9 protein-coding genes and 1 pseudogene are annotated in these 14070 nt (G+C 46.8%); 4 read left to right on the top strand and 6 right to left on the bottom strand.

Features of this window, described 5'->3' with window-relative positions; all coding sequences use genetic code 11:
• Positions 1–316: 316 nt before the first annotated feature.
• From QT397_23235 to fghA, 3 genes and pseudogenes are all read left to right on the top strand, one after another.
• A complete protein-coding gene (locus tag QT397_23235; protein ID WNZ55725.1) occupies positions 317–1330 on the top strand; it encodes an AraC family transcriptional regulator ligand-binding domain-containing protein in 1014 nt (337 codons plus the stop codon).
• A gap of 174 nt (positions 1331–1504) precedes the next feature.
• Positions 1505–2637: pseudogene (locus tag QT397_23230) on the top strand (S-(hydroxymethyl)glutathione dehydrogenase/class III alcohol dehydrogenase).
• A 14-nt stretch (positions 2638–2651) separates the two neighbouring features.
• A complete protein-coding gene (gene fghA, locus QT397_23225; protein ID WNZ55724.1) occupies positions 2652–3509 on the top strand; it encodes an S-formylglutathione hydrolase in 858 nt (285 codons plus the stop codon).
• A gap of 128 nt (positions 3510–3637) precedes the next feature.
• Here fghA and QT397_23220 read toward each other — a convergent pair whose 3' ends face one another.
• Positions 3638–4060: a hypothetical protein gene (locus QT397_23220; GenBank protein ID WNZ55723.1), complete on the bottom strand. Its 423-nt coding sequence runs from the start codon at positions 4058–4060 to the stop codon at positions 3638–3640.
• A 411-nt stretch (positions 4061–4471) separates the two neighbouring features.
• Between QT397_23220 and QT397_23215 the strand changes: the two genes are divergently transcribed.
• Positions 4472–6679, top strand: a complete 2208-nt coding sequence (locus QT397_23215) for a DPP IV N-terminal domain-containing protein (GenBank protein ID WNZ55722.1) — start codon at positions 4472–4474, stop codon at positions 6677–6679.
• Positions 6680–6750: 71 nt separating this feature from the next.
• Here QT397_23215 and katG read toward each other — a convergent pair whose 3' ends face one another.
• The 5 genes from katG to QT397_23190 form a co-directional block, all read right to left on the bottom strand.
• A complete protein-coding gene (gene katG, locus QT397_23210) occupies positions 6751–9018 on the bottom strand; it encodes a catalase/peroxidase HPI (protein ID WNZ55721.1) in 2268 nt (755 codons plus the stop codon).
• 381 nt (positions 9019–9399) lie between these two features.
• Positions 9400–10974 carry a DNRLRE domain-containing protein gene (locus QT397_23205; GenBank protein ID WNZ55720.1) on the bottom strand — a complete coding sequence of 525 codons (1575 nt, stop codon included), beginning with the start codon at positions 10972–10974 and terminating at the stop codon, positions 9400–9402.
• Positions 10975–11018: 44 nt separating this feature from the next.
• Positions 11019–11747: a fibronectin type III domain-containing protein gene (locus tag QT397_23200; protein ID WNZ55719.1), complete on the bottom strand. Its 729-nt coding sequence runs from the start codon at positions 11745–11747 to the stop codon at positions 11019–11021.
• Between the two features lie 87 nt (positions 11748–11834).
• Complete coding sequence (locus QT397_23195; GenBank protein WNZ55718.1) at positions 11835–12476, bottom strand: DUF1566 domain-containing protein; 642 nt, start codon at positions 12474–12476, stop codon at positions 11835–11837.
• Entirely contained in the window at positions 12476–14059 is a 1584-nt protein-coding gene (locus tag QT397_23190) for an ethylbenzene dehydrogenase-related protein (GenBank protein ID WNZ55717.1), read from the bottom strand. The genes QT397_23195 and QT397_23190 overlap by 1 nt, the downstream gene beginning before the upstream one ends.
• Positions 14060–14070: the final 11 nt, after the last annotated feature.

Raw genomic sequence — 14070 nt, 5'->3', positions numbered from 1 at the left:
AGTCCAATAGTTGATAGCAGTAGTATCAATATGTTTATAATCGAAGCCCAGCCTAAAAATAGTGTTAGATTTTCAGTTTCCATGTGAAATTTCCTTGCAGTTCTTTCTCGTATAAACCGATAGTTTTATGAGTAGATAGTGGAAAGTGCCACAATAGTCAGGCACTAGCCTTCAAATAAGTTGCGTTTGTGGATAGGGGTAGTCCCAGTTAGTTGAAGAGCTATGTTATATGATATAGCTATTGTCCGATGCTCATTATTCCTAGACACTGTGTGATAGTGCAAATGAGAGGTTGGCAATATGGTAGCTATAAAACATGAAGCCTATCTATGAAATTCGCAGTGGTGCGCTGGCTGGGTTTAATCTATTGGTGCCACAGCTCGGTGGTCAGTCATCAGATTTTTTAGCGCAAGTGGGGCTTCCTGCGGATTGTACACGTCGTCCAAATATCTTGATCCCCATTGCAACGCTGGTGGACCTCCTTAATTTGTGTTCACGGGACTTGTCCTGTAGTGACTTTGGCTTGCGATTGGCGGGGAAGCAAGGGCTACGTATGCTGGGCGTCCTTGGTAAGCTGATACTGGAAAGTGAGAATCTATCCAGTGCTTTGACAGTAACTCACCGGTATATGGTGTTACACAACCAGGCGGACCACTGGAAAATTTACCAAACCGATGACTGCTTGATTGCAGAGAGAGTTAATCACTTCCCCGACGCAATTCCCGCGCAACAGTATACTGAACTTTCAGTAGGCGCTGCCTATCGCCTGATACAGGAGATGGTTGGCTCTAAAGTATCTCCCCGCTCTGTTTCATTTCGGCATAAGCCCCAATCTCCGCTGAGTAGTTACCAAAATTTTTTTGGCATTGAGGCTAGTTTTGAGCAAGATCGAGATCGCTTGGTTTTTGATGGATCATTGATGAACTATCCCCTCGCTAAACCCAGCAGCGGTCTTATGAGATATTTTGAGGAGTTTTCCAAGTGCTTATTGGCAGAGCACAAGGGTGATATCAGCCGACAGGTTCAAGTCTTAATCCTTCAAACTCTCGGGGCCCAGCAGCACTCCCTGGAGCAAATTTCTCGCTTACTCGGTATGCCAATGAGAACGCTTCAGCGCCGTTTAAATGAAGCGGGAACCTCCTTTAAGCAGTTGGTACAGGGGGCGCGAATGAAGACTGCTCGCTGGCATCTACGGGCCTCAAGTATTGATGTGGGATTACTATCAGCAAGTTTGGGCTACACCGATATCAGTGCTTTCTCAAAAGCATTTCGAGCCATTCATGGAAGCTCCCCACTGCAGTGGAGGAAGCGACAAGCTATTAATTGTTAATCAATTAAAGGAATTATTTTGAATAATTGTTCGGCGCTACCAATTATTACTATAAGGGTGAGCTTTTAGATTTTTCCTGATTTTACTTCAGCAGCGGCGCTTGGCTTTGCACCAATAATCTTAGGGGACTATGCTGGGCGCCACTGGAACGAATGATGAAAGGCAGAATTGAAAATGAGTGCAGAGACAATCCGTTGTAAAGCAGCTGTAGCTTGGGGGCCTGGGGAGCGTTTGGTTATTGAGGATGTCGATGTTATGCCTCCCCAACGGGGTGAAGTTCGCGTGAAATTACACGCCACCGGCGTTTGTCACACAGATGCGTTCACTTTGTCAGGAGATGATCCTGAAGGGGTATTCCCGGCAATCCTCGGTCACGAAGGTGCGGGTGTTGTTGAATCCGTTGGTGAGGGGGTGACCAGTGTCTCTGTCGGGGATCATGTAATTCCTTTGTATACCCCTGAATGTGGCGAATGTAAGTTTTGTCTCTCTGGAAAGACTAATTTGTGCCAAAAAATCAGGAGCACCCAGGGCAAAGGATTAATGCCTGACGGATCGACACGTTTTTCGGTGAATGGGAAACCCATTTTCCATTATATGGGATGCTCTACTTTTTCTGAGTACACAGTCCTTCCTGAGATATCTGTGGCCAAAATTAATCCCGAAGCCCCCTCAAATGAGGTTTGTCTGCTGGGTTGTGGTGTTACTACGGGAATGGGAGCCGTTACCAATACCGCCAAGGTTGAGCCGGGCTCCTGTGTGGCAATTTTTGGTTTGGGCGGAATTGGTTTATCCGCAGTGATCGGAGCCAAGATGGCTGGCGCCTCACGAATTATTGGTGTCGATATTAATGAGGACAAATTTGCGCTGGCGAAGAAGTTGGGAGCCACTGAGTGTATTAACCCCAAGGCTTACGATAAGCCTATTCAAGAGGTTATCGTAGAGCTTACCGATGGCGGAGTGGATTATTCTTTTGAGTGTGTGGGCAATGTTAACCTGATGAGAGCTGCCTTGGAGTCTTGCCACAAAGGATGGGGGAATCCATTATTATTGGAGTGGCAGGTGCCGGACAGGAAATCAGTACCCGCCCATTCCAGTTGGTTACAGGGCGGGTTTGGAAGGGATCAGCATTCGGCGGTGTAAAGGGGCGCTCTGAATTGCCTTCTTTCGTAGAGCGTTACCTGGCTGGAGAATTTAAATTGAATGACTTTATTACTCACTCAATGCCCCTTGAGCAAATAAATGATGCCTTCGATTTAATGCATGAAGGTAAAAGTATTCGCAGTGTTATTCATTTCCAGCAGGCTTGATAGGACCACTTAAAATGTCGATTGAATTGGTTAGCAGTACTAAATCTTTTGACGGTTTTCAGCAGCGTTACCGACATAAATCCAGCACGCTCAACTGTTCTATGGTCTTCTCCATTTTTTTACCACAGGATGCAGAGGGGAATACACAGAGGAAATATCCTGTTGTTTATTGGCTTTCGGGCTTGACGTGCACGGATGAAAACTTCAGTCAAAAGGCTGGTGCTCAGAGAGTCGCTGCAGAGTTAGGGATTATCTTAGTGATACCCGATACCAGCCCCAGAGGAGACGATGTGGCGGATGACCCGGGTTATGATCTGGGGCAGGGGGCTGGTTTTTATGTGAACGCGACCCAAGAACCCTGGAAACAGCATTATCAAATGTATGACTATGTCGTGGATGAACTTCCAAGCCTTGTAGAACTTCATTTCCCCACCAATGGTCGACGCGGGATTTGCGGGCACTCCATGGGCGGCCATGGTGCCCTGGTAATCGGCCTGCGAAACCCCAAGCGATATCAATCAATTTCTGCTTTTAGTCCAATTTGCAATCCTATTGCTTGTCCTTGGGGAGAAAAGGCGCTGGGAACTTACTTGGGAGCTGATCCCAAGAGCTGGGAACCATATGACGCAACAGTGCTAATGGGGCGCGCTGTAGAGAAAACTCCGATTTTGGTTTCTCAGGGGGAACAGGATGAGTTTCTTGAGGAACAGTTGAGACCACATTCCCTGCAAACAGCTGCTGAAGCCAGTGATTATCCTCTTCGGATAGAGCACCATGCAGGTTACGATCACAGTTACTATTTCATCGCTTCATTTATTGAGGAGCACTTAAGGTTCCATGCAGACTCATTGTTGAGCAGACATATATATTAGGCTGGATAAATTACGGACTAGTGAAGTTAGCCCCTCAGTTGAGGGGCTGTTTGGGTAAAGGGTTTCGCGCTTGCTATGTATAAAGCAATACGAGCAGAATACATAGAGCCAAAGTGAGAGGCGTAAGCTTATCGTGCAACCGCCCGACACTCGCCAATAATTTCAGCTCTGTTCTGGTCAAAAGTTTGTTCGATCAGGAACCAGCCATTGGGACAGAAGCCACTTTCGGCTAGCAAGAGTTCCATTCTCTGCCGGGCAACTTTCTTCACATCTCCAGAATTGGCGCCGCCGGGACCGCCACCTCCTGGGCCACCACTACCCTTACCACCGCCGCCGGGACCACCACCACCTGGACCTCCACCACCCGGACCACCACGCTTACCGCCTTGGCCCTTGGGGCCGGCCCCAATGGTTGCCTTGTAGGTAAAGCGACGATGGCCCAGTTCGGTGATGTCAGTGACAAACGATTCAGTGGTGGGGATCTCTGGTGTAGAGCTACAGCCAGCAGCGATCAAAATCACAGCTGCAGATGCAAAGAGATGAACCTTCATTATTGTTACCCCGTATTTTGATAAAAGCTTTAGTCCGACATTAGCTAACCACAAATGTTGGTTAAGCAGAGTAAACATTTGTAAAGGGGGCTATTGCAGCAGGATTGTTTGTGCGCAAACCCAAAACTGTAAGGTACTGCATGTCCCGGAAGGTTCCGTTGTAGAATCCTTCACCGGTTTGCTCTATCCACAATATAGCTGCATTTTTTAGAGGGTTTCCGATAAATTTGAGATACTTCTGGTGATCAGAACAAGTCCCAAAGAGAAGCTATGGCTTACCTGGATGCCATTTAGGCCGGCTCCTAAGGATGCCGGAGATAACATGGAATTAATCAGAATTTTCTAAATAATACCCCTGCTAGCAAGGTGGTACGTGAATTGCCAACAATACTTAATATAAAGAGTTTTCCTATGAAACAAGCACTGCTTGCATTACTTGGATGTACTTTTGCAGGAATATGTTCTGCAGAGTCACTCAGCATTGAACGGTTATTCTCCGACCCGGCTCTGAGTGGTACCGCTCCCCGAGCGCTGGAATATTCACCTGATGGGCAGCGCGTAACTTTCCTCAAAGGTAGAGTTGAAGATTACAACCGTTACGATCTTTGGGAGTACAACCTGAAAGACGGTCAGTCCCGAATTTTGGTCAATTCCGATAGTCTGCACAGCGGTAGTGAAACTCTTTCGGATGAGGAAAAGGCAAGACGGGAGCGCCAGCGAATTTATGGTAGTGGAATAATGGAGTACAGCTGGTCAGAGGATGGTCGGTCTCTGTTGTTCCCTTTGGCCGGCGATATTTACTATTACGATCTCAAGGACCGTTCTTCGCGTCGACTGACTGAAACGGAAACCTTTGAAACCGATGTAAAGGTTTCTCCCGAGGGGCACTTTGTTTCGTTTATTCGCGACCAAAATATCTATATTGTCGATCTGAAAACCGGTAGGGAAAAGCAGCTAACCAGCGACGGCAAAGATCATATTAAAAATGGAATGGCTGAGTTTGTTGCCCAGGAGGAAATGGACCGGATGACCGGTTATTGGTGGTCTCCTGATGATCGGCATATTGCTTTCCTGCAAGTTGATGAGTCGCCAGTTGATCAGGTAACCCGTAGCGAAATCTATGCGGATCGTATCGAAATGATACAGCAACGTTACCCCGCTGCTGGGCGTGCGAACGCAAAAATCCGACTTGGCCTTATAGATATTGATTCGGGGGATATCCGTTGGGTCAACCTGGGAGATAATCAGGATATTTATATTCCCCGAGTAAAATGGGCCCGTGATCACCTGCTAACTTTCCAGTGGCAATCTCGAGACCAGCAAAAGTTAGAGCTTCGTGCTTACAATCTCAATACGGGAAAAACCCGAACGCTCCTTACCGAGTCCAGCAATACCTGGGTTAACCTGAGCCATGATCTCCACTTTTTGGAAGATAGCGATGCTTTTATTTGGTCATCGGAGAGGGATGGCTTCAAACACCTGTATAAATATGATTTTGGCGGCAGATTACAGGCACAATTGACTAAGGGAGATTGGGTGGTTGACGAGTTAGAGGCTGTTGATGAGCAGGCTAACCGTCTGTATTTTACCGCACGAAAAGATACTCCAATCGAGAGGCATCTCTATGCAGTCTCCCTGCAAGGGGAGAGCGACATTAAGAGAATTTCACAGCGTAGTGGTATGCACTCTATCGAATTTTCTGAGGATGCCTCTGGATATATTGATAAATTTTCCAGCGTTACCACGCCGCCTCAAGTGAGCCTGCACAGCAGCTCAGGGGCCAGAATCACCTGGCTTGAGCAGAACGCTGTAAATCGTGTTCACCCTCTCTATCCTTATAAAGATCAATGGATCACTCCGGAATTTGGCAGTATTGAGGCGCCCCATGGCCAGGAGCTTTTCTACCGCTTGTACAAACCTGCTAATTTTGATGCGAAGAAAAGTTACCCGGTAATGGTGTTTGTCTATGGTGGTCCACACGCTCAGGTGGTTACCAATAGCTGGGATAAGCTATTCAACCAGTATATGGCCCAACAGGGTTATATTGTTTTTTCCCTAGATAATCGTGGTTCAGCAAACCGCGGTACCACTTTTGAGAATCCTATCTTTAAGAATATGGGATCTCCTGAAGTGGAAGATCAAATTACCGGCGTTGAATTCCTGCGTACCTTGCCTTACGTTGATAAAAATAAAGTAGGTATCTTCGGTCACAGCTACGGTGGTTACATGGCACTGATGAGTATGTTCAAAGCCGGAGACTACTTTAAGGCGGGGGTATCGGGTGCGCCGGTTACGGACTGGACGCTGTATGATACCCATTACACTGAGCGTTATATGGGCAATCCAACCAAGGATATGGATGCCTATGAGGCATCTTCTGTGTTTCCCTATGCGAAGGGCTTACAAGGTGATCTGCTGATTTATCATGGCATGGCGGATGACAATGTGTTGTTTACCAATACCACTAAACTCATAAAACAGATGCAGGACAACGGCCAACAATTTGAGCTGATGACTTATCCAGGCAAGAAGCATAGCTTGCGCGGTAAGCAGACTCGCATCCACCAATACAGCATGATCAAGCGATTTTTTGATCGGCATTTAAAGGGGCAGGATTAAAACTTAAATAATCTCCCAGAAGAAAAAACCGAGGCTAGCCTCGGTTTTTTCTTTATTGAGGTATATGATTCTTAAGACTGAGGCTGATCAACCCGATCCAAATTCATTACCTTGGTCCAGGCCTGCACAAAATCATTTACAAACTTGTCAGCGCCATCACTGGAAGCATAAACCTCTGCGACTGCCCTTAATTCAGAGTTTGAACCAAAAATCAGATCTACAGGTGTGGCTGTCCACTTTGCCTGGCCACTTTTGCGATCTTTTCCTTCATAGATACCCTCTGATTTTGCCGACTTGGACCAGACAGTAGACATATCGAGCAGGTTCACAAAGAAATCATTCGTCAGTGTGCCGGGGCGCTGAGTAAGTACACCATTCTGTGAGGAGTCGGTATTTGCATTAAGTGCGCGCATTCCACCAACCAGAACAGTCATTTCAGGCACACTCAGGGTTAACAGGCTGGCTTTATCAACTAATAACTCTGTAGGGGTTCTCCCATAACCATCGCCAAAGTAGTTGCGGAAGCCATCGGCCAGAGGTTGTAGTACCGCAAAAGAATTAACATCTGTTTGTTCCTGGGAAGCATCGGTGCGTCCAGGCTTGAAGGGGACCTGAATTTTATGCCCGCCCTGCTCTGCAGCTTTTTCAATGGCTGCTGCGCCCCCAAGTACAATGATATCTGCCATTGAGATTTTTTTGCCCCCGGATTGGGAGCTGTTAAATTCCTGCTGGACTTTTTCCAGCGATGCCAGGACTTGTGATAGTTCAGTGGGATCGTTTACCGACCAGTCCTTTTGGGGTTCCAGGCGAAGACGGCCACCATTGGCGCCACCGCGAAAATCTGAACCACGGAAGGTAGAAGCAGAGGCCCAGGCAGTCCTCACCAGATCGGGAACGCTAATGCCTGCCGCCAGTATTTTTGCTTTGAGAGAATTTATATCCCGGCTGTCAATCAGAGAGTGATCAACTTTGGGGATAGGGTCTTGCCAAATTAAATCTTCTTCGGGCACCTCCGCTCCCAAATAGCGCGCGCGAGGGCCCATATCCCGATGAGTCAGCTTGAACCAGGCTTTGGCAAAGGCGCGTTGAAATTCTTCCGGATTTTCCTGAAACCGCTTGGCAATTTCTTTGTAGCTGGGATCGAACTTAAGGGATAAATCCGTGGTAAACATGATGGGGGCATGGCGCTTGTTCTTGTCGAATGCATCGGGCACCAGATTTGCCGCGCTCTGATCATCGGGTATCCACTGAACGGCACCAGCTGGACTTTTTGTTTTGACCCAATTGAATTTAAAAAGGTTGTCCAGATACTGCTGGCTCCAATTGATCGGGGCGGCAGACCAGGCCCCTTCCAGGCCGGATGTCATTGTGTCGTCGGCATTACCTTTCCCACACTTATTTTTCCAGCCAAGCCCCTGTTGCTCAATTGGGGCGGCGGCGGGCTCTGGGCCGAGGCAATCAGCTTTCACTGCACCGTGAGCCTTACCAAAAGTATGCCCTCCAGCAATCAAGGCTACTGTCTCTTCGTCATTCATCGCCATGCGGGCAAAGGTTTCGCGGATATCTGTGGCGGCAGCCACCGGATCGGGATTGCCATTGGGGCCCTCCGGGTTGACATAAATAAGCCCCATTTGCACAGCGCCCAGGGGCTTGTCCAACTCTCGGTTGCCGGTGTAACGCTCATCTGCGAGCATCTTGGTTTCGGGCCCCCAATAAACCAGGTCGGGCTCCCAGTCATCCTGTCGCCCCCCGGCAAATCCGTAAGTGGGGAATCCCATGGACTCCAGGGCTACATTGCCGGTTAGCACCATAAGATCAGCCCAGGACAATTTGCGCCCATATTTTTGTTTGATGGGCCAGAGTAGACGGCGGGCTTTATCCAGGTTGGCATTATCAGGCCAGCTGTTGAGGGGATCGAAACGCTGTTGGCCGCCACGGGCACCACCACGACCATCACCGATCCGGTAGGTGCCAGCGCTGTGCCAGGCCATTCGGATCATAAATGGGCCGTAATGACCGTAGTCTGCGGGCCACCAGTCCTGTGAAGTTTTGAGCTGAGTTTCGATGTCCTGTTTTACCGCTTTAAGATCCAGGGTTTGGAATTCGGCAGCGTAATCAAAGCTGTCACCCATTGGATTGGATCTTGGAGAGTGCTGCCTGAGGGGACGCAGATCCAGCTGATCAGGCCACCAAAACCGATTGGACTTTGGCTGTCCTTCTACTGCACCCTCAAGAATTACTGGATCAGTGACGACTTCCTCATGGGTATCTGCGACACTAAATGGCGCGACTATAAATATTGAGATTAATAAAGCGACATAACTACGATTATATTTCATTAACATTTACAGTATCTCCGTACGATCGTTGGTACATCCTTTGGCTCATTATTTATTTGATGATGAAATACCTGACTCTATTCCTTACCGCTGATTTCTTTTGCCCTTTGGCTGAAGCGTAGTCTTGGATATGGGGTTAATAGTATATAAATTTTATAGCGTCAGGTTTAAAAGGAATTAATAAGGTAGATTGGTAAACTTAATTACTGGTTCTTTTATTTAAAGGAATTATGGTTTTGGGGTAGGGCGACGTTGATATTTTTATATTTTGAAGAAGTTCGTGCCAAAAAATTTGGATTGTAAATCTAAACCACTGTTGGAGAAATAAGATACACAGAACGGGATAAATAAGGCTCTCCGGACAGAGAGCCCTGAAGGCAATTAATTGCAGAGTGTCTGTAAGGTAAGAAGAGGGCTCTGCCCGCTCTCTTTGGAGCTTAAATCCAGACCGTTAATGCCCCGTTCCGATGCGATGACCAGGCCGTTATTATTATCGTTTAACCAGCTGTCGACGATTCCTGAGGCTCCCAGGTCAATGAGATGTCGGCCGGTAGAGGAGGGGATAAAGCTGCCCACTTGAAGTCCGAGAATAGAACTACCTCCGACAGAATCCCAAGTGGCCGACTCTTCCCGCCAACTTTGTGTTGCCATGTAAATGCCGTAGCTATTGCTGGAAGTATTGGTTACATTCAATTCGAGTGTCGCATCAATATACTGGCGACAGCTTAAATCTGATAAGTCAAAGCGAATGAGGCTATAGAGAGTTCCATAGGTTAGATCGCTGCCGTCGGCGAGGAGTCCATCGCTATCACCATCGAAATTATCATCCTCTTTTCTGGATGAAATAAACACATCGTCTGAAGCAACTTGAGATACCTCTTCACTAATAGAATCGCTGCAATCGGCGGTTACCCTGAGGGCTGGGGCAATACCGGTTTCTTGTGAAGAGATATCTACCCCATCACTGCCACTCAGTGAGGCAATGACCAAGCCAGTATTTTCATTGTTCAGCCAACTATCCAGAAGACCTGATGAACTCAAGTTCACCACTTGGGTACCAGTAGACGACGGGGTAAAGCTGGCGAACAACTGTGAAAGCACCGTTGATCCACCGACAGAATCCCAGGTGGCTGATTCCTCACTCCAGTTGGATTCAGCCAAGTAAATACCGTAACTATTACTGGACCGGTTGGTGATATTAAATTCGATTTCAACTGAATTTATCGTCGAGCAGTGAGATAAATTGGAGAGATCAAATTTAATCAGTGAGTAAAGCGTTCCATAGGTGCTATCACTGCCATCTGCGAGAAGTCCATCTGAGTCATTGTCAAAATTGCTGGAAGAGTAGCGCGATGAAATAAATGTGTCATCAGTCACTGGTAGTGACAGTTCGCCATTACCAGTGTCGTCCTCAAGCATAACGCTCCTGCCAACGTTATTTTGTGCGAGAACCATAGCTTCACCAATTCGGTTGGCGCTCCACCAATTGATATTTTCCGGTAATACAAGAGGATTATTGGCTCGATCTTCTCGTGTTAGAGTACTTGCGCTGTTATCGAACTGTGCTGTGCGTACAGTGAGTTGGTCAAAGCTGACCTGGATAACTTTGAACTGCTGGATGCTGGCCATATCTATGGTCCAAAACTTGGCATCATTTGCTGAGCGAGCTGGTGCTCCCCAGCTTCCCTCACCAACGTAAACGGTGCCGCCGGTTTCGTTGGTTGAAAAATCGCTATTACTGGGGGCAACGACTTCGGTGACTTTGGTGAGATGGGTATCTGATTCGACCACCATATTCATGGCGTAGTCATAAAAGGGTTGTGCCCACCAATTAAATAATGTGGGGTTGTCAGATTTACCGCTGTAGTGGGGGAACATGGGTTTGTGGTACTGGGCAAAGCGCCAGTGACTGTAGGCGCCAGTCCCTGCTAAATCACTCTCAAGCCAATTGTTCATGGCGGTAGCATAAGATGACCAGCCGCTTTCTTGAAACTGGCTGTTTAGTGTGTAGACACGCAATAGGGGGAAATTTGTACTGCGCCGTAGGTATCACTGGGGCTACAACTACCATCCGCATTGAAGTCCACACCAAAGACCTGGCAGGTGGTTGAATAGTTGTCATCCTCATGATTTCCATGGGTAGGTATTAGAGGGTAAATACGTTGATAGCTATAGCCATCAATTTCGTCGTTGGAGTAGGTCAGCGTCCAGTCTTGTAAAAAGTCATCCATTTCCGACGCACTGTTGGCGTTGGTAAAATCACCGCCATGCATAACGGCCAGTGGGCGAATTTTGGCTAGTAAAGCATTGCCCTCGCGCCGTGTTGTATGCCCCGTGCGGGTATCTCCCCCAGCGACTATGACGAAGGGAGATTCCTCCGCAGGAGCCGTTTTAAACCAGAACCGGTCGCCACAGCCGTCCTGATCACACACACGATAGTAAACTGCTGAATCCGGTGTTAGGTTTTCCAATCTGACAAAGTAGCTATCTAAGCTGCCATCGAAGGTAGATGTAGAATCAACCCCTTGACTGCTCCAGCTATTTTCATTGGTTGAATAGCCAAAATTAATGTAAGGGTTACTACTGTGGCCATCTGGCGAAAAACCGATAACGGCACTGGTGGATGCATCACCATCCCAGGCCAATCTGTGGTGTTTAGTTGCTGAACTGGCATCAATTGCCAAACATAGAGCCGAGATAGCAAAAGCAGTGCTTAAGAACCGTCTCATTGGGGGTTTCCTGTAAGTAGTGGTTATTCTTTTCAGGCGCAGCAGCTTTAGAGATTAGTTGCAAAAGACTTGTGCGGCGCGCCGGAATTATTGTGGATCTTTATTACAGGCCGTTGAATGATTGGAGACTAAACGAACGAAAGCGGCGTTTCGATAGGGAATTGTGATGGTTTTTGCATTCATAAAATTGATTGCGCCAGCACCTGTTCCCAGATATTGGTAGATGCCATATAAAGGCCTGTCAAAATTACGGGTCCAGTAATCTCCCCTTTGAGTTTTCGGGAAATATTCAGTCGCAATTAGAGGTCTGCCAGATTTACTCTCCTGCAGGATAATGGATCGTAACTCTGTAATATCGGGGAGCCTCCAGTTTTGCGTTGCACACAATTTCTGTTGATTGGTATTGCGAATCAGGTCCTCGGTATCACACCGCTCTTCTTCAAAATAACAATCTCCATTATTTTCTATACCCTCTTCATATTGATACCATGAATAGGTCCACCTTCCATCGTGAATTCCTTCGTCGTCGGTTTTTACTTCCCAAAGAAGCCCTGTATCGGTGTCGCAGATACAGGACCAGGGGCCTGCCCAAGCCTCGATAGTCTCCCCATTTTTATCAATTTTAACTAAGTGGTATTCACTTGGCAGAGGTTGTGATGGTTGGTGCAGTATGACTGCACAGACCGTGATTGCAGGAAAAATGAATACCCAAAATATGCGCACAAACATTATTGATCTGCCAACTTGATTTTGACGGGGAGGGCGTGGCGAGTGTGGGCAATTTGCGACTGATCAAAGGCAGAAACCCAGAGGCAAATGCCGTCTTTTATTACTACATCTAACGCTGACCCAGTATCTAATTTTCGCACCATCTCCATAGACCATTGGCCGTCCTGCCAAACAGCATAGGCCCTTACATCGGCACGATCTCCCTCAAAGCGATTTGAGGTATAGAGGACTGAAGGCATAATCGTATTGATAGGATAATTGTCATCTTCAGCCGCGTATGGTTGGTAATCAAACCAGGAAATAGTCCAATCGCTCTTTGTATCCTCGTTTTGATATGGAGTCAGGCTGGAGGGACTTTTGGGTAGTCTTTTTGGTGTAACGTTTTTTGAGGAGTACCACTTCCAGTTCATTAAGTATGCCCCGGACTCTTTGCCATCCTGGAGATATCCTGCGGTATAGCGGCGTGCTCCTGGCCTTACAATATCAGGCCTGCCAATATAATTGTCATCTGCCAGGTGCATTTTATTGGTTCTTACTGCTTTCCAGTGCCAGAGATCGTGTATTTCATCGGATGAGCTGTAGTGGTAGCCCTTGCCATGCCAATTTGCGGGCAACTGTGCTGATGGTTTGCGGCCCAGGTGAGAGGTTCCCGAAGCACCGAAATCACAGGAATTGGAGAGCAGGATGGCAAACTTATCTTCATAGTGACGGGTTTCATTAAAATTTTGAAAACCTTGCTGTTGTACTTCCCAGCCAGAATCTACTTTTTTCAGTGGTAGGTGTTTCAAGCTTTCAGTAGGGTCTTCCCAGGTGATATGAAGAAATATTTCCTGTTGGTTATGCAAGGCTCTCAAGTTGACGGTTGAGCTACCATCAATAAAGTTAGCACCTCCGTCAGTATGGATTTTAAGTGGTGTAGCTAATGACCATGCGGATTCTTTGGAAATTCCATCTATGTTTATAAAGGTTTCCGGACTTATTTTCTCAACTGTAAGATCGTGGTAACTGTTATTTGTAACAATAATCCAAAGTAATAAAGTGACACAGCCGAAAGATAAGTAGGTAAAAATTGAAGTTCGATAGCCCGATCGAGTATTGGGAAGTAAATAACTCAAAGTCTTCAGGCCATAGGTTGTTAGGTAAACGCCAGCGTGAAGGAATATATAGAGTAGGATCGCAAAAGCACTATAAAAGTGTGCCTGGCGAAAGATAGAAGCATTGTCGGAACCAATAAATAAAATCCATCCACTTAAGATCATGAGTATTAAAAAAAATGAACCAATGCGTGTTACTACTCTATGGTAGCTAATTGATGTTTTATTAGGTTCGCTGTATGAGTTTGTATTTTTTAATTTAATTGTTACTTTATAGGATAAGTAGCAGATAAGGATGGCTGAAGTAACAATTGCTACAAAGAAGTGAATATCATGAATCTGTCCCTGAGGTAAAAGTTCTTCGATATTTCCAATACTTGGCTTAGTTAAGGTGGAGATACGGAGCCCCGTTAGCAGGTTACATAAAACTGCAACAATGGCCACACTGTGCAGAATTATCCAAAGAGTACTCTTCGGTTGTTTGGCCATGGGAGTATTCC

Source organism: Microbulbifer sp. MKSA007, from assembly GCA_032615215.1.
In the GTDB taxonomy this organism is placed as follows: domain Bacteria; phylum Pseudomonadota; class Gammaproteobacteria; order Pseudomonadales; family Cellvibrionaceae; genus Microbulbifer.
Note: the sequence above shows the minus strand (reverse complement) of the source record. Positions and strands in the feature narration are given on the sequence as shown.

Bases quoted from the DNA above. Each gene is read 5' to 3' on its own strand.
- QT397_23235 (WNZ55725.1), top strand. From the start codon at position 317: ATGAAGCCTATCTATGAAATTCGCAGTGGTGCGCTGGCTGGGTTTAAT.
- fghA (WNZ55724.1), top strand. From the start codon at position 2,652: ATGTCGATTGAATTGGTTAGCAGTACTAAATCTTTTGACGGTTTTCAG.
- QT397_23220 (WNZ55723.1), bottom strand. From the start codon at position 4,060: ATGAAGGTTCATCTCTTTGCATCTGCAGCTGTGATTTTGATCGCTGCT.
- QT397_23215 (WNZ55722.1), top strand. From the start codon at position 4,472: ATGAAACAAGCACTGCTTGCATTACTTGGATGTACTTTTGCAGGAATA.
- katG (WNZ55721.1), bottom strand. From the start codon at position 9,018: ATGAAATATAATCGTAGTTATGTCGCTTTATTAATCTCAATATTTATA.
- QT397_23205 (WNZ55720.1), bottom strand. From the start codon at position 10,974: ATGAACAATTGGCTTGAGAGTGATTTAGCAGGGACTGGCGCCTACAGT.
- QT397_23200 (WNZ55719.1), bottom strand. From the start codon at position 11,747: ATGAGACGGTTCTTAAGCACTGCTTTTGCTATCTCGGCTCTATGTTTG.
- QT397_23195 (WNZ55718.1), bottom strand. From the start codon at position 12,476: ATGTTTGTGCGCATATTTTGGGTATTCATTTTTCCTGCAATCACGGTC.
- QT397_23190 (WNZ55717.1), bottom strand. From the start codon at position 14,059: ATGGCCAAACAACCGAAGAGTACTCTTTGGATAATTCTGCACAGTGTG.